The 22,965-nt window shown below is 49.0% G+C and carries 15 protein-coding genes; 4 read left to right on the top strand and 11 right to left on the bottom strand.

Annotation, left to right across the window (positions count from 1 at the left end):
• Nucleotides 1-33: 33 nt before the first annotated feature.
• The 3 genes from LZG72_RS19240 to LZG72_RS19230 are packed head-to-tail and all read left to right on the top strand — an operon-like array spanning nt 34 to nt 5,984.
• On the top strand, nt 34-3,102 hold the full coding sequence (locus LZG72_RS19240; RefSeq protein ID WP_233876125.1) for a TonB-dependent receptor: 3,069 nt from the start codon (nt 34-36) through the stop codon (nt 3,100-3,102).
• Nucleotides 3,103-3,121: 19 nt separating this feature from the next.
• Nucleotides 3,122-4,552 carry a RagB/SusD family nutrient uptake outer membrane protein gene (locus tag LZG72_RS19235; RefSeq protein WP_233876123.1) on the top strand — a complete coding sequence of 477 codons (1,431 nt, stop codon included), beginning with the start codon at nt 3,122-3,124 and terminating at the stop codon, nt 4,550-4,552.
• Nucleotides 4,553-4,589: 37 nt separating this feature from the next.
• Complete coding sequence (locus LZG72_RS19230; RefSeq protein ID WP_233876121.1) at nt 4,590-5,984, top strand: sulfatase; 1,395 nt, start codon at nt 4,590-4,592, stop codon at nt 5,982-5,984.
• A 36-nt stretch (nt 5,985-6,020) separates the two neighbouring features.
• Here the strand turns inward: LZG72_RS19230 and LZG72_RS19225 are convergent, their stop codons facing one another.
• From LZG72_RS19225 to LZG72_RS19175, 11 genes are all read right to left on the bottom strand, one after another.
• Nucleotides 6,021-7,502, bottom strand: coding sequence for a sulfatase (locus LZG72_RS19225; protein WP_233876119.1), 1,482 nt, complete (start codon nt 7,500-7,502; stop codon nt 6,021-6,023).
• 32 nt (nt 7,503-7,534) lie between these two features.
• The gene (locus LZG72_RS19220; RefSeq protein ID WP_233876117.1) at nt 7,535-8,989 is read right to left on the bottom strand and encodes a RagB/SusD family nutrient uptake outer membrane protein; all 1,455 of its coding nucleotides are present in this window, start codon (nt 8,987-8,989) and stop codon (nt 7,535-7,537) included.
• Between the two features lie 12 nt (nt 8,990-9,001).
• The gene (locus LZG72_RS19215; RefSeq protein ID WP_233876116.1) at nt 9,002-12,415 is read right to left on the bottom strand and encodes a TonB-dependent receptor; all 3,414 of its coding nucleotides are present in this window, start codon (nt 12,413-12,415) and stop codon (nt 9,002-9,004) included.
• A 40-nt stretch (nt 12,416-12,455) separates the two neighbouring features.
• The gene (locus LZG72_RS19210) at nt 12,456-13,535 is read right to left on the bottom strand and encodes a FecR family protein (RefSeq protein WP_233876114.1); all 1,080 of its coding nucleotides are present in this window, start codon (nt 13,533-13,535) and stop codon (nt 12,456-12,458) included.
• Nucleotides 13,536-13,574: 39 nt separating this feature from the next.
• Complete coding sequence (locus LZG72_RS19205; protein WP_233876112.1) at nt 13,575-14,159, bottom strand: RNA polymerase sigma factor; 585 nt, start codon at nt 14,157-14,159, stop codon at nt 13,575-13,577.
• Nucleotides 14,160-14,330: 171 nt separating this feature from the next.
• Nucleotides 14,331-15,854: an arylsulfatase gene (locus tag LZG72_RS19200; RefSeq protein WP_233876110.1), complete on the bottom strand. Its 1,524-nt coding sequence runs from the start codon at nt 15,852-15,854 to the stop codon at nt 14,331-14,333.
• 36 nt (nt 15,855-15,890) lie between these two features.
• Nucleotides 15,891-17,543, bottom strand: a complete 1,653-nt coding sequence (locus tag LZG72_RS19195; RefSeq protein WP_233876109.1) for an ATP-binding protein — start codon at nt 17,541-17,543, stop codon at nt 15,891-15,893.
• Nucleotides 17,544-17,551: 8 nt separating this feature from the next.
• Nucleotides 17,552-18,559 (bottom strand): ATP-binding SpoIIE family protein phosphatase, encoded by a 1,008-nt coding sequence (locus tag LZG72_RS19190; protein WP_233876107.1) that lies wholly within the window; start codon nt 18,557-18,559, stop codon nt 17,552-17,554.
• Nucleotides 18,552-18,962 carry an anti-sigma regulatory factor gene (locus LZG72_RS19185; RefSeq protein ID WP_233876105.1) on the bottom strand — a complete coding sequence of 137 codons (411 nt, stop codon included), beginning with the start codon at nt 18,960-18,962 and terminating at the stop codon, nt 18,552-18,554. The genes LZG72_RS19190 and LZG72_RS19185 overlap by 8 nt, the downstream gene beginning before the upstream one ends.
• Nucleotides 18,946-19,338 (bottom strand): STAS domain-containing protein, encoded by a 393-nt coding sequence (locus tag LZG72_RS19180; protein ID WP_233876104.1) that lies wholly within the window; start codon nt 19,336-19,338, stop codon nt 18,946-18,948. Before LZG72_RS19180 ends, LZG72_RS19185 begins: the two co-directional genes overlap by 17 nt.
• 21 nt (nt 19,339-19,359) lie before the next feature.
• On the bottom strand, nt 19,360-20,223 hold the full coding sequence (locus tag LZG72_RS19175; RefSeq protein ID WP_233876102.1) for an STAS domain-containing protein: 864 nt from the start codon (nt 20,221-20,223) through the stop codon (nt 19,360-19,362).
• 279 nt (nt 20,224-20,502) lie between these two features.
• Here LZG72_RS19175 and LZG72_RS19170 point away from each other — a divergent pair, with 279 nt between their 5' ends.
• Entirely contained in the window at nt 20,503-22,950 is a 2,448-nt protein-coding gene (locus tag LZG72_RS19170; RefSeq protein ID WP_233876100.1) for an alpha-L-rhamnosidase C-terminal domain-containing protein, read from the top strand.
• The last annotated feature ends 15 nt before the right edge of the window (nt 22,951-22,965 follow it).

Here is a 22,965-nt window from a genome sequence, read left to right as displayed (position 1 = left end):
TTTGTCCATAGATTAAATAGACTAATACTTAATATGTCAAAACTTTTCCATTTTTATCATTCAGGAGTAGTTATCGCGGGCCTGTTGCTGCTGGTACTTCCTGGTTTCTCTCAGTCTCTCATTAAAGGCAAAGTAAGCTCGGCCAATGACCAGTCGCCATTGCCGGGAATCAATGTGCTGGTAAAAGGTTCTACGGCCGGTACGACAACCAATGCAGAAGGTGCTTTCGAAATTCAGGTCGGCGACGAGGCGGTGCTGGTGATCTCGGGTATTGGATATCTGACGCAGGAAGTTGCTGTCAAGCGCAGATCGCAGGTAAATGTGCAGCTGAGTGACGACACGCGCCAGCTAAATGAGCTGGTTGTGGTAGGTTACGGAACGCAAAAGAAAAGGGATCTTACCGGTTCGGTGAGTTCGCTGGATAGTAGAGATTTCAATAAAGGCGTGCAAACCTCTGTGGATCAGTTGATCTCCGGCCGGTCTGCCGGCGTGCAGGTGACACAATCCAGCTCCGAGCCGGGCGGTGGGGTAACGATCCGCATCCGCGGGGCCAATTCGATCAATGCCAATAATGAGCCGCTGTACGTGATCGACGGATTGCCGATCAACAATACGTCAGTCGTTCCCAGCTCGACGGTGGTTTCTGAAACAGCGCCAAGAAATCCGCTGAATGCGCTCAATCCAAATGATATTGAATCGGTTGAAATCCTGAAAGACGCTTCTGCGACAGCTATTTATGGCTCCCGCGGCGCTAACGGGGTGATTTTGATTACCACCAAAAAAGGCTCAAAAGGAAAGCTGAATGTCAATTATTCGGTTTCAGGCGGAATTTCCAAGGTAGCAAAAAAAGTACCGATGCTGGATGCTAAACAATATATCAGCCTGCTAAACGACCTGCGGGCCGATCAGAAACAAGTGCCGGAATTTACCTCCGAGCAGATCGCGCAAATCGGAAATGGTACCTACTGGCAGAATGAAATTTTCAGGAACGGCACGGTGCAAAACCACCAGCTGAGTTTTTCCGGCGGCCAGGATAAATTCAATTACTACGCCTCGCTGAATTACCTCGACCAGAAAGGCGTGGTGATCAGCTCCGGAATCAAAAAATACGTGGGGCGGGTAAACCTGAACTACACAGACGACAAATTCAAATTCGGGCTCAGCCTGAATTCCAGTAATGTTAAGGACGATTTTGTGCCAAATGGGGTCAGCGTAAATGAGGGAGCAGGAGTGATCAACACCGCTATCTTTCAGGACCCGACACTTTCGATCAGAAATGCAAATGGCAACTGGACGCAGACGCAGATCGTTAACCTGGAAAATCCGGTGGGGTTAGCCAGTGAGGTAAGCGATTTTGCAACGACTAACCGGACCTTCGCCAGCGTTTTTGCCGAATACTTCTTTATACCTTCTCTTTCGGCCAAGATCAATGTCGGCACCGACAGGCAGGATTCTCGCCGGGATATCTTCACTTCAAGACTTACCAAAAGGGCGGAGGGAACAAAAGGGGTTGCCAATATACTCACCAGTAATTCATACAATAACCTGATCGAAGTTACCGCCCGGTACAACAAAGCATTGAACAAGGACAATCAGATCGAAGTCCTGGGCGGCTATACATTCCAGGAATTTGAGGTCAATACATTAACAGCCGGCGCGCAGAACTTCCCGCTGGACGCATTGGGGACGGATAACCTGGCGGCGGGTGCACAAAGTACATTTTCGTTGGGTTCAGGCCGGACCAAGAACCAGTTGCTTTCTTATTTGGGTCGCGTGAACTACAATTTGTATGATAAATATTTGCTGACCGCCTCGATCCGCGCCGACGGTTCGTCGAGGTTTGGAGAAAACAAAAAGTACGGGATTTTTCCTTCCGTGGCTTTGGGCTGGCGGATCAAAGACGAGCTGTTTTTGAAAAACGTCAATGCGATCACGGATCTGAAATTCCGCGCCAGTTACGGACTTACCGGTAACCAGGATATCGGAAGTTACAAGTCGCTGGTACTGCTTGGTCCGCAGGGCCAAGCCATTTTTGACGGCACGCCTTACGTCGGTATCTCCACCACGCAGCTGCCGAACCCGGATCTGAAATGGGAAACAACGAGCCAACTGGACTTAGGAATCGATTTTGGTGTACTGGAAAACAGGCTGACGGGTAGCATTGATTATTTTCAGAAAGAAACCAAAGATCTGTTGTTACAGCTTCCGGTACCGCGTACGACAGGTTTTACCACGACTTTCAAGAATGTGGGCGGGCTAAAAAATTCAGGATTTGAGCTGAGCCTGACCTCCATTAACATTACTGCGCCATTCACCTGGCGGACTTCCGCTAACTTTTCTGCGATCAAAAATGAAGTGACGGACCTGGGCGCGTTACCTTTTATTTTGGGTGGTTCGGCCGGTTTTACAAATGATTTCACGATCATCCGCAAAGGCGATCCATTGAATGCGTACTATGGCTACATGGTCGACGGTGTTTTTCAGCAAAACGATAACATCGCTTCTTCCGCGCAGCCATTGTCGAGGCCAGGCGAATACAAATACCGCGATGTGAACAAGGATGGCGCGATCAATTCCGCCGACCGGACGATCCTGGGATCACCGTTTCCTAAATTCACCTACGGGCTCAATAACGATTTTACTTACGGTCCATTCAATCTCTCCTTCTTTTTCCAGGGTGTGCAGGGAAGTAAGCTCTTCAACCTGAACCGCACGGAATCTGAGAATCCGATCTCGTTCCGCCGCAACCGTCTGGAGGAAACCTACACCGATCGCTGGACACCTTCCAACCCGACCAATGCAAATTCGTCCGCGATTCCGGTGGCTGTGGCATACACGAGTAATGTGAATAGCCGGGCGGTGGAGGATGCGTCTTACCTGCGCCTGAAAACCCTTCAGTTAACCTACAATTTCCCGACTGCGAAGTGGAAGCATGTACGGAATGTACAGGTTTACGTAACGGGACAAAACCTTTTTACCATTACCAAATACACGGGCTATGATCCCGAAGTGAGCGCTTTCGGAACTTCCAATGTGCGCGCGGACTACAATGCATTTCCGTTGTCCCGCACTTTTACAGCAGGCGTGAGTATCAACCTATAACATTTGAGCAGATCTTAAAATGAAAAAGCTACTTTATATATTTTTATTACTGAGCGTATTAGCTTGCGACAAGCCGCTGGAAGAGGAAGTGTTCTCTTCATTTGGCCCCAATAATTTCTTCAAAACCGCCGACGATGCCGAGGCACTTTTAAATGCAGCTTACGCGCTTGAACAAAAGCAGGGTACCGACGGGTTCAGGAATATTTTCGTGATGGCCGAAGTGACCACGGACTTGCTGATTATCCGGGAAGGCGGTTTGCGGGGGCTGGCCCAGCCATTGGAAGATTTTACCTGGAATGCTTCCCACGAATTTTTCGATGTCGGCTGGACGCGGTATTACAGCGGCATTTACCGCGCCAATCTGGTGATCGACAATGTGCCCAATATTGATTTTGACGAAGAAAGGAAGAAGCAGATCGTTGCCGAAGCACGGTTTCTACGCGCCAGCGGATACATTTACCTCTACGATCTTTTTGGCCCCACACCCATTATCACGAGCAGCATCAGCAGCAGTGAAGACAGGCCGGCCAGAGCGTCCAAAGAGGAATTTGTCAAGTTTGTTACGGATGAATTGAATGCTGTAAGTGAAATCCTCCCGCTGAAAGCAAAACAGTATGGTCGGGCGACCAAAGGTGCCGCGCTGGCTTTCCTGACCAAATTTTACCTGAACAACAAAGACTGGGCAAAGACCAATGAAACCGCGCAAAAAGTGATTGCTCTGAATGCATACAGCCTCTTCAACAGCGCCAACCGGGCCGATCTTTTCAAGCTGTCCAATGAGGTAAACAGCGAATTTATCTATGTCCGTCCGCACATTGCGCAGCCAGGCCTGGGTACCAATTACCTGCCGCATGCTGCCCCGCCAAACTACAAATACAAGGGTACGGCAAAAGCCAACTATGCGACCCAACTGAAAACATTATCAGGCTTTTACGATTCATTCGACCCGAAAGACCAGCGCCGCCAGGTATTTCTGACGGAGTATGACGATCTGGCCGGCAAACACATTGTGCTCGGCAAGGATGATAAGCGTAGTTTTAAATTTGAGGAGGACTTGCCTGCGACGGGGGCTGATTTGGGAAACGATTTTCCGGTAGTCCGGTATGCCGATATTCTTTTAAGTAAGGCAGAAGCATTAAATGAATTAAACGGGCCAACGGCCGAGGCGATAGAGCTCATCAATCAGGTGCGTGTAAAAGCGGGTGTTGATCCCTTGAAACTGGCGGATGTCGCTTCAAAAGATCTTTTGCGCGCGCATATCCTGAAAGAAAGAGGGTGGGAGTTTTTTTCGGAAGAACTGCGCCGTCAGGACCTGATCCGTCATGGGAAATTTATTGAACTGGCAAAATCGCGGGGGAAAGTGGCGTTTGATTACCAGGTACTTTTCCCGCTGCCGCAAAGTGAAATTGACCGTAATCCGAACCTGAAACAGAATGAGGGGTACAAGTAAGTTTGTAATATAAATGCAGCATTTGAAAATAGTAACAATGAGAAAATATACCTTCTGTGTTCTGTTTATTTCGTTTTTATTCAGATTAAATCCCGGCTTCGCACAGACAGCCAGGCAACCGAATTTCATCATTATCCTTGCCGATGATCTGGGCTACGGCGACCTGAGTTCCTATGGGCACCCGACGATACGGACGCCCAATCTGGACAGGATGGCGCTGGAAGGCACACGTTTTACGCAATTTTATGTTGCAGCCAATGTTTGCTCGCCAAGCCGGGCCGCTTTACTGACGGGCAGGCTGCCGATACGCAATGGCGTTTTCGGGACTAATGCGGCCAATAAAGTATTTTTTACCAATTCCACCAGCGGTCTGCCGAAACGTGAAACCACATTGCCAAAAGCATTGAAGGGAAAAGGTTATCAGACCGCAATCGTAGGAAAATGGCATTTAGGGCATTTACCTGAGTTTCTGCCGCTGAATTATGGTTTTGATTCCTACCTGGGGATCCCATATTCCAATGATATGGGAAAGGAACCTTCTTTCGCGGCGCGTGACGGCAAAGCGTTTGGAACAACCAACCCGCCGCTGCCATTATACCGCGACGATAAACTGATCGAAACCGAGCCTGATCAGAACCTGCTTACGAAAAGGTTTACCACGGAGGTGACCGACCTGATCACCAAAAATCGCAGCAAGCCATTTTTCATTTATTATGCAAGTCCGTTCCCACACGTTCCATTACACGCATCTCCCGGTTTTGCAGGAAAAAGCAAACGCGGGCCATACGGCGATGTGGTAGAAGAACTGGACTGGAGTGTCGGACAGATCCTGAGCAAACTGAAAGAACATAAGTTGGACAAAAATACATTGGTAATCTTTTTAAGTGACAATGGTCCCTGGCTGATCAGGTCCCTGATCGACGAGACCGGCGGCTCGGCGGGTTTGCTTTACGAAGCGAAAGCTTCCACTTACGAGGGTGGGATGCGTGTTCCGGCAATCGCGTGGATGCCGGGGACCGTAAAGAACCAGATATCCTCCGCTGTTGCAACTTCCATGGATTTGTACCCGACGATTCTTCAATTGACAGGGATTGACATACCAAAAGATAAGCCTCTGGATGGAAATAACATCATTGATATCCTGAAAGGAAAGTCGGACAAGGTTACCGATGTTGTGTATTATTACGATGCCAACAACCTGTATGCGATCAGAAAAGGGGCATACAAGGCGCATTTCAAAACCAATGCTTCTTATTCGCAGAAGCCGGCGGAAGAACATAATCCGCCATTACTCTACAACCTGGAACACGATCCGTCGGAAAAATTCGAGATCGGGAAAAAATATCCGGAAGTGGTCGCGGAACTGGTAGCGGCGTATAAAAAGCATCTGGAGGGGGTTGTTCCGGTTGAAGCGGAATTAGATAAGCGATGATCCGGCATGATCATTATAGGGGTAAATACTTGTGTTTCATTTTCCGCTATTCGGGTTTTTCGAAGGCAGGTTTGCCTGCACGTCGTTGCGCCAGGCATCGAGCATTTTTTTCAATTCGGTAGCTTTCGCTGTGTTTTGTTTGTATACATTACGCTGCTCAGATAAGTCGTTCTTCAGGTCGTACAGTTCCGGCTGGCGACCTTCTTCGTAAAATTCGATCAGCTTCCAGTCGCCTGAGCGCACCGCAGAGCCAGGCGAGCCTCCCTGGTTGCCGTAATGCGGATAATGCCAAAAAACAGGGCCTCGCCGTTGTGCCTTTCCTTTCAAAACCGGCACCATGCTTTTGCCGTCGATGTGTTGCTTTGGCATCGGCGGCAAACCGGCCATTTCCAGTATGGTCGGGTAAAAATCAGTGCTGATCACCGGGGCATCAGACACACTGCCTGTTTTGGTGACACCCGGCCAATGCACAATCATCGGCTCGCGAATACCTCCTTCGTACAGCCAGCCTTTCCCGGCCCGCAACGGCAGGTTCGAAGTGGGGTGACCTTCCGATGTAGCCAATCCGCCATTGTCCGACATGAATATCACCACCGTGTTTTTGTCCAGCCCATTGGTTTTCAAAGCCGCCATTACCTTGCCCACAGCCATGTCCATGGATTCGACCATCGCTCCGTATACAGGCAGGCATTGGTTCAGTCGCACCTTATTCTGGTCTTCCTTACCCCACTTGTCTTCCAGTCCCAGCCGCTTTTTCTTTTCTGTATATTTGTCAATGAGACCCTGCGGTGCGCCTAATGGCGTGTGGACAGAATAAAATGAGAGATAGGCAAAAAAGGGAGCAGATTTTTGAGACTCAATGAAAGAGATAGTCTCATTGGCAAGACGGTCTGTAAGATTTTCTCCGGCCGGACCGTCGGGCAAACGTGGATTATCATATGGCGCAAAATAATGGCTTCCCCTCGGGGAGCCAGCCCAGTATCCCCCTTTATTAATTTCAAAACCCTGGTTTTCCGGCCAGTTACCTTCCTGGCCTAGATGCCATTTTCCCGCGAAAAAAGTCTTGTAACCTTTATCTTTCAACGCTTCGGCGATGGTAACTTCTCCAAGCGGCATTTCCTCCAGATAAGATGCGGGCAGCAGCGGTTTGTTTTTGGTCCAATGCTTGCCGGCCGTTTCCGGCTGTGGCGCACCGAACCAGTCTGTTGTTTTCATTCGTGCCGGATATTTACCGGTCAATATACTGGCACGGGTGGGCGAGCAAACCGGGCAGGCTGCGTAGCCGCTGGTTAGCTTCATTCCCTTTCTGGCCAGTGCATCTACATTGGGCGTCTCGTAAAAGCTACTCCCGAATGCACCGATATCAGACCAGCCCAGGTCATCGACGAGGAAAAACAGGAAATTAGGTTTGGTAGCTTCTTGTTGTTTGTTTTGAAAGGAAAAACCGAGGCAGGTCAAAGCAGCAGCAACTGCCAGCCCAAGCTGAAATATTGGACCCGAATATCTGTTTTTGAGCATGATTTATAATAGTTACTGTTTCAAATGACAGCTTAGTAGCCCTCGTTTTGTTTCAAATTAGGATTCGCATCAATTTCCGATTGAGGTAATGGATACAGTACGTGATGCGGTTTTGCCGTTTTCCCTCTCGCCAGGGCACTTGATATGAACTTACCCGTCCTGATCAGGTCCTCCCGCCTTTTTCCCTCAGTAAAAAACTCCCAGCCACGTTCCTGTAACAGGTGATCTCGCAAACTTTCCTTGGTAGCAAAATTACCCAGTGTCATTTCAGGCACTCCGGCACGCACACGCACCTGATTAAGCAAACTGACCGACTCCGCATTCGGGCCATTTAGCTCATTGAGTGCTTCTGCACGGCTGAGCAGGATGTCGGCATACCGGATCACCGGAATGTCATTGCCATTATTTTGGGAGATCGCATTCGGGTCCGGAGTGTATTTAAAGCTGCGGGCGTCGTCGAGCGCCTTTCCGCTGGCATCCTGCAACAGATTAAATGTCTTGCCATTCGTATCCGTATATTGGGTTACGAACATTTTGAGGCGGCGGTCCTGCGGGTGGAAAGATTTTACGAAACTCGTATAGGTCCTGAACTGCGCGCCATAGTTGATCCAATTGCTGCGGATCGGATAGTTGGGTGGAAATGCGTGCGCCATATACAAGTTGCCCGGTCCCTGCGCCACGCAGGGATAAATGTAAATGTACTCGCCATTAATTTCATTTTCCACCGCGAAAAGATTTTCGATCGCCGGATACAGTTTGTATTTGTTCAAATCGATTACTTCTTTGGCTGCGTCGGCGGCTTTTTGCCATTGTTTTGTATTAAGATAAAATTTAGTCAGAACCGCCAGGCCTACCCCTTTGTCCGCTTTTCCAAGTAGGTCCTGTTTCAGCGGCAGGTCGCGGGCCGCTTCCAATAATTCCTGTGAAATAAATGCCACAAATTCTTCATTGGAAGGTTTTGCAGGCTGTAAATCGCTGGTAGAGGTTGTGAGCACCAGCGGCACGGGGCCGAAATACCGGTGCAAATGCGCATAAGCTTCCCCACGGATAAAGCGGGCTTCTGCCTTGTATTGCGCCAGCCGCTCGGCGGGCAGTGAGGTAACATTGTCGATATTTTCGAGCAGTACATTTGCATTTCGGATTGCGGTATACATCTGCACCCATATCGTCCGCAGGAAAGCAGAGGAAGCGTCCCATTGGAAGTTGATAAAAGGCAATGCGTCCTTCTCGAACTGTCCGCCGCTTTCCAGCGTGATGTCTGTCGGAAATTCAGAAAGGGTAAACTGGTCTTCGCGCATCCCGCCGTTCACCTGCAGGCGGCTATATGCGCCGATCAGCACTTTCTTGATCCCGTCCTCGCTTTTTACGAAGTCCTCGGGCGCATACTGCGTATAAACGTCCTCTTCCAGGAATTCGTTACAGGCCGTTTGCGTCATGCAAATCAGCAAAAAGGAGAGGAGGGTAGTGAGGTTATGTATCTTTTTCATGATCGTTCTCATTTAAAAACCGATGTTTAAACCAACCCGGAACGTACGGTTCAACGGATAACTGTTGTAGCTGGCGCGCTCGATGGATCCGGCTGGAACGCCGGCGGTGGCCGTGTTTGCCGTAAGCGAGTTGGCGGTGCCGGAAGCGTTGGCGTCCGGGTCGAAACCCTGGAATTTTGTGATTGTCAGCAGATTGTCTGCCGCCAGGTATACCGAGGCTGACTTGATCTTTTTTCCTGAAAATGGAATGTCATAAGCCAGCGTAACGGTTTTAAGCCGGGCAAAGGAAGCGTCGGTTACGGTCATGGAATTGATCGCGAGCGCGCCGCCATACGAACTGGGATTTACACCCGACGGATATTTGGCGTCCGTGTTGGAAGGCGTCCAGCGGTCCAGGTAATGGGCCGTCAGGCGGTTTCTTTCGAAATTGATCGGATACAGGGATTCGATGATGTTTCCATCGAGTGTTTTAATGCCTTCTACCGCCGTAATCAGTACATTCAGATTGAATCCTTTGTAGGCAAAGGTGTTGTTCAAACCAAAAATAAACTTTGGAAAAGGACTGCCCAGGATCACGCGGTCGTTCGGGTCGATTTTTCCGTCATTATTTTGATCTACAAATTTGGGATGCCCTGGTTTTGCGCCAGGCTGTGCCGAAGAAGCAATATCATCGGTTGTTTGAAACAGGCGCTCTACCTGATAGCCGTAAAATGACCGCATTGCCTCTCCGGTCCGTACAATCGCGTAATTGCTGGTATATCCGATGTTTCCTGTGATCACTTGCGGAATGAAATCAGGCAGTTCCACTACCTCGTTTTGAAGTGCTGAGAATGTAAAAGTCGTGTTCCATTTGAAGTTATTGACAAAATTCCTTGATTCCAGCATCAGATCGATTCCCCGGTTACGTACCGTTCCGAAGTTGACACGGATGTTCTCGAATCCGGATGTGGTCGGAAGAGGTTTGTTGAAAAGCTGATCACTGGTATTTTTAATAAAATACTCCAAAGAACCACTCAGCCTTCCTTGCAAAACACTGAAATCAATGCCTAAATCCAGTTCCTCCGTGGTTTCCCATTTCAAATCCGGGTTCGGGATGCGCGCCGGCTCTACGCCCTGCACAAGTCCGCCACCGAGGATCGCCCTGCCGCCTGCAATAAAGGTTTGGAGAGTTTCGAAGTTACCGATCGCCTGATTACCGCTTTTGCCATAACTCAGCCGGAGTTTCAGATCATTGAAAAGGTTGGTTTGTTTGAGAAAAGATTCCTCCGACAACCGCCAGCCCAGCGCAAAGGATGGGAAGAATGCAAATTTGTTTTTGTCCGAAAACCGGGACGTACCGTCTGCCCTCATCGAGGCGGTAAGCAGGTACTTCTCGTTGAATGTATAATTAAGTCTTCCCAGATAAGAGTTCAGCTTATTGGTCGACCGGCTGCTGCGAACATTGTCGCCCCGGTCGCCATCGCCGCTCTCCAACAGATTGGTAAGGCTTACATCAGACAAAAAACCCATTGCAGATGCGCCTACAAGCCTGGATTCGTATTTTTCCAGGGTAGCCCCACCCAGCACAGAGATCTGGTGTTTGTTGAAAGTCCGGTTGTAGGTTGTAAATAACTCGGATATCCAGTGATTATCTTCAAGTGAAATCACATTTCCATTCCCGCCGGATGCGAGTCCGCGCTGGGTTGCGGTGCTGACATAACTATCGCTCCGCTGGTTTTCGATGTCTCCGCCCAGCCGGAGTGTAGCAGTCCAGCCTTTGAGAATGGTGTACTCAGAAGACAATGTTCCAAACGTACGGTTGCTCACATTGGATTGATCGACGCCGTTGATCAGGGCTAGGGGATTTTCCAGAGAGATGAGTGAATTGAATGGATACCTGCCCGATGCATTCAGCCCCGGCGCGATGGTCGGGTCGAACTGAAGTGCCGTATTGATCGGACCAGCAGATTCATTCCCCGCATTGGTCGTTAAAATACTGTTGTTGATACTTCGGTTGGTATTGAGATTGAGGTTTATTTTAAACTTGTCACTCGGATTGAGCTCATAGTTCAGACGGACATTATACTTTTTTAAACCCGACCGTTTTACGACGCCATCCTGACTGAGGTAATTGACTCCCAGATAAAAAGCCGATTTGTCTGATCCCCCTGAGAAAGAAAGCTGGTGGTTGTGCGCCACCGCTTTCCGGAAAATCTGATCCTGCCAGTCGGTACCGGTTCCCACTGTGCGCATTTGCTCTTCTGTAAACCGTGGCTGGCCGCCCTGATCAGCCGAAAGCTCGTTCAGTACCCGCATATATTGTTGCCCGTCGAGCATTTCCATTTTCTTTGCGACCGTCTGAATGCCGATGTACGCATTGTAATTGACCCTTGTAGCACCCTTTTTGCCCCGTTTGGTCGTGATCAGTACCACGCCGTTTGCCGCTCGTGAACCATAGATCGCTGCGGCCGAGGCATCTTTTAAAATTTGTATCGATTCAATATCATCGGGGCTGATGGAAGTGGCAGATGCGCCTGGCAGACCGTCCACGACGATCAGTGCTTCATTGCTGCTGTTAATGGAACCTGCGCCGCGAATACGGATGCTGATCCCGCCGCCTGGCGCCGAGCTCGACTGGCTGATCTGCACACCCGAAGCCTTTCCATTCACCAGTTGCAGCGCCGAGTTATTTACCCCCTGCGTAAAATCCTTTTCTCCTACTGAAACCACCGAGCCTGTCAGGTCCGTTTTTTTCTGAACGCCGTAACCCACCACCACAAGTTCTTCCAGGGTTTTGGTGTCCGACATGAGCGTTACATCCATGGTCGACTGGCTGCCGAGTGTTACTTCCTGGGGCATGTAACCCACGAACGAAAAGATCAGCACGCCTTCATCCTGCGGAAATGTCAGGGAATACCTTCCGTCGCCGTCGGTGATCGTACCGTTTTGGGTACCTTTCAAAACTACGCTCACGCCCGGAAGTCCTTCTGCATGATCATCCGAAACCTTCCCGGTCACCGTCCGTTCCAGGATCTGCGCAGGTCCCGGGGAAGAAAGTTGGCCGGTATTTTCCGCCGGGGTGTTTTGCTCGGGACTCAAAACGATCTGCTCGCCGACTACCTCGTATTTCAGATGCAATGGCTTCATTACCCTTTCGAGCACCTCCGATAATGGCATATTGCTGACAGAAAGGGAAATTTTTTGCTCGACCGGTATTGATTTTGGCCGGTATGCAAACCGGATCGACGTCTGTTGCTCGATCGAGCGCAAAACCTTGCGAACCTCCCATTTTTCGGCTTTCAGGTTTACTTTGCGATTGAGCAGCTCCTGTGCCAGCACGGGACTGGCCACAGATCCGCCTGCCAACACCGCGGCCAGCATCAGCTGGAACGCGGATATCTGCATGAACAGGAAAAAGAAACGGGTTAGGAATAGTTGTTTTTTCATAAATCTCACATATACATTAGGGTTAGGAAAATCGGGGGACTTAGCAACTTTTGCCGTAAATGATCACCTGCGCGTCGATCAGTTTGTATTCAGTATCAAGCACTTTGCAGATCACTACCAGCTTTTCAAAGAGGTCGGCCTTGCTCAGGTCCATGGTGAGCGTACAATTTTTCATGACCTGTTCGTCGAAAATGACATCTACTCCATAGACTTTTTCGAGCGTTTCAAATACCTCGGCGGCCGGGGCGTTTTCGAAAATAAAAGAAGGTAGTGCAGCTTCCGGTACCACTACCTCCGGCTTTTCGACTAATGTTCTGCTCAGCAAAGCTTTATCCTTTTGAAATACTGCTTTTTGATTGGGAGTCAGTACGATACCTTCGGCCTCGGGGTCTGAATCCTTGTTCCGCCGTTCGGAATAAACAGATACCAGTCCGGTTTTTACAGAAACGGTCACGTCGGGCTCGTTAGCCACCGACCTGATCGTGAAACTGGTGCCTAATACTTTGGTCACCAATCCATTAGAGTATACCAGGAAAGGCTTTTCGGGATTTTTACTTACATCAAAAAATGCTTCTCCGATCAGCAGTACTTCCCGTTTTTTTGCATCAAATCGAGCGGGATATCGCACGCTGCTGTTTTTATTTAAGATCACTTCGCTTTGATCGGGAAGGCGGACCAGCAGCGGTTTTGCGGATGTGTTACTGATTTCTTCCCATTCACTGCTAGCGGCAAAATGAGCGCTGGCAGGTATGACTCCGGTGTCCGGTTTTTTTAGCCAGAACGAATAGGCGATCAATGCCAATACAATAGAGGCCGCAGCCAGGCCCAGTTTCCGGAATGGAAAAAGTCTTTTGGCAAAAATGGGTTGAATATCCCGGCTTGATGCGTCCACCCGCGACCATAACCGCTCAATCCGCCCATTTGTAGCAATATCCCGTTCTATTTTATTCAGGTTCGATATAAGTATCTTTGCCTCTTCCAGCTCGTAATATTTCTCGGGATATTCTTTCAGGAATGCTTTCCAGAATGCATCCGAGTGTGGATCGGGATCGCATATCCAGTTCTTAAAAAAGTCGTCGGCGGCAAAGTCGACTGCATGATACTGATGGTAATTTGTCATGGCACGGTGGTTCAGAGTATGTCTTTTTTTGAAGACTTTTTAAAAAGATCGGATCAGAAAAAACGGGAGCAGCAGTGAAATGATCCTGACCGTTTCGCGCAGCGCTTTAAGCCCGGAATAAATGAATTTGCACGCAGATTGGTAATTGATCCCCATTAGTTCGGCAATCTCCTCGTTTCTTAAATGCAGGAAAAAACGCATATGCAACGCCTGCTGCTGCCTTGGGCTGAGCAAACTATAGCTAATGCGAAGTTGGCGGAGTAAACCGTCGCGCTGCTCTTCGTCAATCAGGTGTTGCTCGATCAAGAATTCATCGGCGCTTGTTTCAAGCGATTCGAATGGATCCTGCAGGTGGTTCCGGCGCTGGCTGGTACTGATCTTGTTACGCAAGGCACGGAACAGGTAAAAACGGATCGAGTCCGTCTCCGACAAATTGGTTCGTCGCTGCCAGATCTCAACAAAAAGATCGTGGACGCTGTCTTCGATCAGCTGTATGTTTCCGCTGACCTTATAGCCATAGTTCAGAAGATCACCAGCGAATAGCTGGTAGATCTGGCGGAAAGCGTCACGGTCTCCTTGGCGAAATTTATTCCAAAGTTGTAAATCGGATTGCGCTGGCGTCACGATGCGAATTTTAAAGATCTTGCCTGATAAAGAGCCGCGATTATCGAAGCTATTATGTAATTAGCTTCACCCTTTATTTACTAATTCACAAACAATCTCTTTTTAATCCTTGAACCGTGCTTTTTTTTTCGGTGAGAGTAGGTATTATGGCAAAGCCTTTCGGCAACTCCGCTATCGCCCACCGGCAATCACCTTTTCTAAAAACCGCCAGTTTTCCACACCCGGATCCTGGTGCTCGCGTTTCAGGATGGCATCAAACTGTCTGGCCAGTTCCGGATGTTGGGCGGCCATATCTGTGGTTTCGTTGCGGTCGTTTTTGAGGTCGAATATTTGCCAGGCGTTTCCGGGGTTTTTCCTTAAATCGGTTTTGACACCCTTCCAGTTGCCCATCCGGATTGCAAGTTGTCCGCCTTTTTCAGGGTATTCCCAATAAATGAACTCGTGCTTTTTCTGGCGGTTTTTCTGGCCAAGCAGTTCGGGTAAGAAAGAAATCCCATCTGTTTGATCCACTTTCTGGCCTGTCAGTTCGGCCAGCGTTGCCATCAGGTCATACTGGACGGATACATGCTCACTCACACTCCCCGCCCTGACTTTACCCGGCCAGCGGGCAATGAAAGGTTCGCGGATCCCGCCCTCGTAAACATCCATTTTCAAACCCCGTAACCCATCTACGCTATTGAAGAATTTAGCGTTGACACCGCCATTGAACGTGGTGCCATTATCACTGCTGAACATGACGATGGTGTTGTCGTCTAGCCCAAGTTCCTTGATTTTAGCCATCACTATCCCAACCTGCAAATCCAGATACGTGATCATGGCCGCATACGTTGACAACGGATATTTGGTGGGCGTGTAGCCTTGCTGGCCGTAGTAAGGTTTTTCGTCAAACCGGCCGATGTACTGTTTTGTATATTCATCCGGCACCTGCAAAGAAACGTGCGGTATCGTGTACGGCATGTACAGAAAGAAAGGGCCTCCTTTGTTTTTTTCAATAAATGCCAGCGCTTTTTCAGTCATTTTTTCGGGCGCATAGTCTTTTCCTTTGAATGCGTCGAAATCTGCGTCGGTGGCGGTTTCGGGTTTTAGTTTTCGGTGTACATCAAACCACGGCTGGCCTAGCGTATCCCATTTGTCGTTTTCCCAAAGATGGCTCGGGTAGAAATTATGCGCCTGTTTCTGGTCGAGGTATCCGTAGTAGTAGTCAAATCCTTGTTTGGTAGGTGTACCTTCCGTATCGTTCATTCCCAAACCCCATTTCCCGGTCAGCGCCGTCGCATAACCTTTTTGTTTGAGCAGTTCTGCAATGGTAAACTCTCCGGCTGGCAGCGGTTTCTGGCCCCGTTCTTCTTCATCTTTAAAACCACCCAGTTCCAGGTTCCCCCGGATTGCCGAATGCCCGCCATGTTTCCCGGTCATCAACATTGCCCTGGCAGGTGCGCACACCGGCATACTGGTATAATGCTGGGTGAACCGCATTCCTTCTTTCGCCATTTTATCCAGGTTCGGGGTTTTGATCTTTTGCTGACCATAGCAGCCCAGTTCACCGTAACCCATGTCGTCGGCGTAGATGTAAATGATGTTCGGCAATTTTTGAATGCTGTTTTTTCTGGTTTGAGCGCCTGCGTTAATGCAGATCGCAAGCAGCATAATCAGTGTAAAAAACGCGTGACGCAAATTTCTCGAAAGGGTGGGCATGAGTTCTTTTCGGATGGATTAATTAGTAGAAAATGCCTAGGCGGGTAGGTATATCGTGAAATTAGATCCCTGGCCGGGGGTGCTTTTGGCTGTGATCTTGCCGCCATGCTGGTCGACGATCTTCTTGCAAATCGATAAGCCGATCCCGGTGCCGGAAAAATCGTTTTGTGAATGGAGGCGCTGAAATACTTCAAAAATCCGGTCCGTATATTTTTCGTCGAAGCCAATGCCATTGTCAATGACCTGAATGCACAGCCATTTATGACGGCCGTTGAGTTTAAGTGCCTCCGATTGTTGTTTTGTCAAAAGATCGGCCATGACAACAACAACAGGTTTAATTCCCGGTGCTGTGAACTTGACGGCATTGGCTAAAAGATTTTGGAACAATAGCAAAAGCTGTAAGGCATTGCCGGTTATCACTGGCGAATTAGTGGTTGAAATTGTCGCATCTTTCTCGATGATCAAATATTCCAGGTTTGAAGTGGCCAGCTGGACCAATTTGGAAAGCTCAACCTTTTCGATCAGTGAGACCGGACCTGAGTTCAATTTTGAGTAAGTCAGCAAATCCTTGACAACAAGCTGCATTCTTTCCGCTGAACCTTTCAGGCGCCGGAGTAAATCCTGAGCTTCCGGGGGAATGTGCGTGTGGTATTTATCAATGACCATGTCAGCCAAAAGCCTGGTTTTCCGGATCGGCTCCTGAAGATCGTGGGATGCAATGTATGCGTAGCGGGCAAGTTCGGTGTTACTGCGATTGAGTTCCTGGATCGTGTCGTCGAGCTGTTTTTCCCTGATCTCCATGATTTTTTTCACCCGCCGCAACTCTTCATTATCTTTTAATGTCTGGTCTACTACCTTCTGTGCGTGGATGTTAACAATAAACCCGAACCATTGCATCAGTTCGCCCGAACTGTCCAGCTGCGGCGTTAATGACAACAAATGCCACACCTGGCTTGCGGCAGCCGAAAGATTGACTTCCAGCTGGAACGGCTGCTCGTTTTCGAGTTTTTCCTTCAGATATTCCAGATCAGCATCCAGATGGTGTGTCTGGATCCAATTCAACCAATTTGTTTCTTTCAGGTCTTCCAGCGACTTGCCGGTAAAATCCAGAAACGACTGGTTTGCATAGAGCATATGGTGGTCGGCGGCCAGCGTAAACATCATTAATGGCAAAGAACCGGTGAGCTCCTGGTAACGGTTTTCACTTTCGACCAAACGGTCGGCCAGTTGCTGTAACTCCGCGTTTTTGCGTTTTACTTCTTCGTAGGGTGAAATCGGCTGGCCCGTTTTAAATTCCTGCCTGCACCGTTCAAATAACGTTTGGGTGAGTGTGACTGATTTAGGTAATTCGCAGCTGATGGAAACCGATGAGGCCGAAACCTCAAAATGGCTCACCAGCCTTCTGGCATATTCAAAGTTCTCGTTGGAAACGTTTAAGCGGTTTAAAGAAGGGCTTTTTATACTTGCGCAGATCACCGGCCTACCGTCTTTGGGTTTGCTAAATGAAAGGCTTAATACAGAATCACTTCTGTTATCAATCATAAAACGCGCAACTTCGGAAACCGCGGTAGCAAAACCGGTTTGGGCCACCAGTCCCAGGCCGCACATCTCGCACAGCTGCATGGATCTTCTGTGGGCCAGCACCAGGTCCAGGTCGTTTTCAAGGTTAAAAGCGATGATGTCATTCATGAATTCCCTCAATTAACCTTAACAACCACAACTGACATATCATCTGAATGGCGGGCAAAATCCTTGTAGATCACGGCGGCCAGGATGGATAGATCGTACTTGAAAACCGCAGTATGCCTGCTCGTTTCCCACCGGGTTGAAATCCCGTCCGAACAAAGGATCAGATAACTCCCTGTATCGTTCTCGATTTTCTGTGACTGTAACCTTCCGGAAATATTAACGCCCAGGATCCCGTTAAAAGGCATGTGCGTTTTGGAGGTTAATGCATTACTCAGCCGGGACGAGATATTACCTACGCCACAGATCGTCCATACTTTGTTGATCAGATCAAAGACCGCCACGGTTGCCACCAGGCCCCTGGTCCCTTTAACATGCCGGTGAATGTCATTGAGAATGTCGCTGGGATTGTTGAAAACAGATTTCCGGAAGGCTTCGCATGCCCTCTGCGCGGCCAGGTTTGCCAGGGGACCGTGCCCAAGCCCGTCCGCAAGCATCACCTTTAAAAAGTAAGGGTTAGCCTTCCAGACGTAGGCATCTCCGCACAGGCTTTCACCCGGCTTGGGTAAAATAATGGGATAAATGCCGGCACTGGCCTGCTGACTTTGTACAGGCTGAGAAAAAATACGTGATAATAATACAGTGCCCCAGCCTTTTGAAGAATAGAGCTGGAACTGATCGGAAAGCCGTTTGATCGAGCCTAATCCATGCCCCAGGGTGTTCGTTGTAGATACGCCGTCTTCCATCATCTTGTTAGGATCAGCCATCCCCGGACCCTTGTCAATGCTCAGGATTTCTACTCCTTTATTTGCATTTTCAGATAAAACCCGGACTACCAACTCGCCACCACCGGCATGCTTTAACAGGTTGGTCGCTATTTCTGAAATAACCAGTTCCAGCTCAGCCACCCGTTTTGCGGGTAAAGCTGCGGGCTCGGCAAGCCGGACGATATCCTTTTTTAATATATTCAGATAGCTGCGTTCGGTGAGGTTAAAAACCACTTGTTTTAAGCTATCCATTCTTCCACTTTAATAATTTCACTGTCGTACCTTTTCCAAATGTGCTTTGAATGGTAAATTCATTGACCAGGCGTTTTGCACCAGGCAGGCCCATTCCAAGCGTGCGGCCGGTGGTAAAGCCATCTTGCATTGCCTTTTGGATATCGGCTATTCCGGGACCTTTGTCCTCAAAAACCAATTGAATGCCTTCTTGCTTTCCCCGGGTGATCACTTCCAGCCTCATCACCCCGCCACCGCCATAAATGAGCATATTACGCGCAATCTCACTGGTAGCAGTGATTAGTTTGGTCTGGTTTACAATACCCATGCCAATTTTGACTGCTACTTCCTTTACGCGGTTGCGGCAGACTACCAGATCACGCTCCTGCTGGACGATCAGGCTTTCTCTAATCGTCGCCATCATTCTCATCATCGTCAAGATCTGCCTTCATCCGGGATTGAAGCAATGCCATTCCCTTCTCTATGTTCAAAGCGGTATGCACGCCGGAGAGCGGCAGCCCCAGTTCTATCAGCGTAATGGCCACTGCCGGCTGCATGCCTACCACAACGGTCTCCGCATCCATGATGCTGGACATGCCGGCGATGTTGCCGATAATTTTGCCCATAAAAGAATCCACAATGGACAAGGCGGAAATATCGATGAGTACGCCCTTTGATCCTGTTTTGAACACCATCTCTATCAGGTCTTCTTCTAAAGTCAGTGCGAGACGGTCATATAAATCAACCTGGATCGTTACAAGCAAAAACTTTCCCATTTTAAGAATAGGAATTTTCTCCATATTGTCAGCGGCTTATCCTTCTTAAATTACTTTATCTTTCTGAATACGCCTTACTTCCAATTGCAGGCTGTTGAAGGCAAATTTGAGCGCGCTTTCCAACGTAGCCTTGGTGATCATCTGCGAAAGATCGATCCCCAGGTGGACAACTGTTTGGGCAATTTCTGGCCGAATGCCGCTAATGATGCATTCTGCGCCCATCAGGCGGGTTGCATTGACCGTTTTTATCAAATGCTGTGCCACAAGCGAATCGACGGCCGGCACGCCTGATATATCCAGGATGGCGATGCTGCTACCCGTATCAACGATTCCCTGCAGCAGGTTTTCCATTACGACCTGTGTACGGGCACTGTCGAGGGTGCCGATAATGGGCATGGCAAGGATCCCGTTCCAAACCCGGATAACCGGCGTGGAAAGTTCAGCCATTTCGTCGGACTGCTGGGAGATCACTTCTTCCCGGCCGGTAATAAAAGTCTCAAAGCTTTGTATACCAATATTGTCTACAAACCTGCTGATCTGGATGGTCGCCTGATAAAGTTGCGACAGATCGCCGCTGATCTGGTCGCTAAGCACCTTCAAAAGTGAATCTTTCAAGGTAAAGATGTAGGTGGCTGTCTCTCTCGGAGAAAAGCCCTGCCGGGCCCTGGAAATCGTCAGACTTGAAACGTAGTCGATCAAAGGTTCCAGGTCTGGCGAAGAAAAATCGTGAATGTTGTTTTCATTGAGCGTGCTTAAAAGCAAGTCAACAAATTCAGCAGACTGTGCCCTAAGCTCGTCGGCGGTGTTGAAATTATCCGAGAATTCTGTGTCGGTCTGTTGGTTTTGCAGCCATAGTTGTAAGATCTGCTGCTTGTTGAGTCGTAAGATTTCGAAGATATCTGTTGCCATTATGGTTTGTAGATTAATGTGTTCTGGGGCATAAGTGTATTACCAAATACCGGTGCGGGATGCGCCTGCGCTGGAATAGCGGCAAGATAGTCTTAATAATTAATTTTTCTTTACCCGTGGTTACAAGAATGCCACTGCAAATGGGGACTGGCCGGATGATCGGCGGCATCCTGATCTTGCGTGTTGTCATCCGCATTCTCTGCCCGCCATGTGGCGGTCAATCGGGAAGTATAAACCTATGGCTCCTTACTTAATTTAAAAAAATCTCAAGACCTATACATGATACCAAAGATATACTATGCCCGTTTGGCTTGCTGTTTACTGGTAACCCAACTCCTTGCCTGGCCGCTCGCAGCTCAGCAGCTCAGGGCCGACTTACTACAAAAACCGTGGAAGGCAGAATGGATTACCGGGCCGGGCAAGCCTATCAACCGTTTCAATGCGTCTTCGGATTTGACTTTGAAAGAATACGGCATCTATAAATTCAGGAAAACAATCGAGCTGACTGTAAAACCTTCCTCATTCGTGATCCACGTTTCAGGCGATAACCGGTACAAGCTTTATGTAAATGGCAAGCACGTGTCGCAAGGCCCGGCGCGGGGTGATCTGTATTTTTGGAATTTTGAAACGGTTGACATTGCACCGTATTTAAATGCAGGCAGTAACATCGTGGCCGCCGTAGTCTGGAATGAAGGCCGGTGGAAACCTGAATCGCAGATTTCGTATCTGACTGGTTTTATTTTACAAGGCAATACAGCAGCCGAGGAAATTCTCAACACCAATGACAGCTGGAAAACGATCAAGGATGACAGCTACCAGCCTCTGTCAGTGAAAGTGCCGGGTTACTATGTAGCTGGCCCGGCTGAGCTCGTGGATATGAGCAAGCATGTGAGTGGCTGGGAGAAGGGGGGGTATGATGAAAGTAAATGGGTAAAAGCGCGCCTGATCGGGCCCGGGCTTACCAAGGATGCGGCTGTGAATTCTTCCGGATGGATGCTGGTGCAATCGCAGCTGCCACAAATGGAAATGACGGTACAGCGTCTTTCGGCTACCAAAAAGGCGGAGGGCGTTCAGGTTCCGGCGGGGTTTCCGGCTACCAAAAAAAGCGTGACCATTCCAGCTAATACCAGGGCAACGATCCTGCTGGACCAGGGATTTCTGAGCAATGCCTATCCCACATTGGAATTCAGCGGTGGTAAGGAAGCGAGCCTGGCTATGGGTTATTCGGAAGGACTTTATATAGGGAAAAAGGAATTGTTGAACAGCCCCAGACTGCCTATGCTCCCGAAAGGAAACCGCAATGAAGTGAATGAAAAGATCTTTGTCGGCAGGACGGACAGCATTCGATCAGGCGGCGGGGCAAACCAGCAATACACGCCGCTGAGCTGGCGGACTTACCGGTACATTCAATTGAGTATAGAAACAAAAGCAGATCCGCTGGTGATTGACGACATTTACGGCACGTTTACTGGGTATCCTTTTGAGCAAAAAGCCAAACTTCAAACCCAGAATGCCGAAATGGGGAAGATGCTGGACATCGGCTGGCGTACCGCGCGGCTCTGCGCCTTTGAAACTTATATGGACTGCCCCTATTACGAGCAGCTGCAATACATCGGCGACGCCAGGATTCAGGCATTGGTTTCCATGTATAATGCAGGCGACGACCGGCTTGTCCGGAATGCATTGACGTTGATGGACCATTCACGCATTGCCGAGGGAATTACATTAAGCCGCTACCCAACAGATCTGCATCAGCAGATCCCGACATTCTCATTATGGTGGGTCGCTATGTTGCATGATTATTACAAATACCGGCCAGACAGCCTTTTTATCAAGGATAAACTCCCGGGAGCAAGGCAGGTTCTGTCGTTTTTTGAACGTTATCAGCAAAAAGATGGCTCATTAAAGAATGTTCCCTACTGGGTCTTTACGGACTGGTCGCAGGGAAAAGGCTGGGATTTTGGAATGGCGCCGATCGGGAAAAATGGCGAGTCGGCGGTACTGGACATGCAGCTACTCTGGACTTACCAGCTGGCAGCTGAGCTGGAAAGTAGCTTGGGTTTGAAAGATCTGGCAGCACGTTACAGAAGTCGCGCCGCGCAGTTGAAAAAAACCATTCAGGCTAAATATTGGGATGCGGGGAAGGGGCTTTTCGCTAATACGCCCGAAAAAGATAATTATTCCCAGCACGCCAATTCGCTGGCAATCCTTTCGGGTGTTGTGGCGGCTGACCAGGCTAAACCTTTGGCTACCAAGATGCTGGCTGATACGAGTCTGGCTCCTGCGTCTATTTACTTCAAATTCTATCTGCATCAGGCGCTTACCAAAGCCGGACTTGGGAATGATTACCTGAGCTGGCTCGGCAAATGGCGTGAAAATATGGATCTGGGACTCACTACCTGGGCTGAAACTTCCGACGTAAGTACCTCACGTTCGGATTGTCACGCGTGGGGATCCAGTCCTAACATCGAGTTTTTCAGGACGATTCTTGGCATTGATAGTGACGCTGCCGGCTTTTCCAAAGTATTGATTACCCCGCATTTGGGCTCCATCGATGACATTAGCGGCGAAATGCCGCATCCGAACGGGACGATAGCAGTCCGCTACAAAGTGAAGCAGGGCAACATACAGGCTGAGATTGATCTGCCTCAAAAGACCTCAGGGAAATTTGTCTGGAAAGGCAAAATACTTCCTCTAAAATCGGGGAAGAACTCGATTAGGTTGTAGGTATCAGTGAATGCA

Source organism: Dyadobacter sp. CY323 (assembly GCF_021390245.1).
Taxonomy (GTDB): domain Bacteria; phylum Bacteroidota; class Bacteroidia; order Cytophagales; family Spirosomataceae; genus Dyadobacter.
Note: the sequence above shows the minus strand (reverse complement) of the source record. Positions and strands in the feature narration are given on the sequence as shown.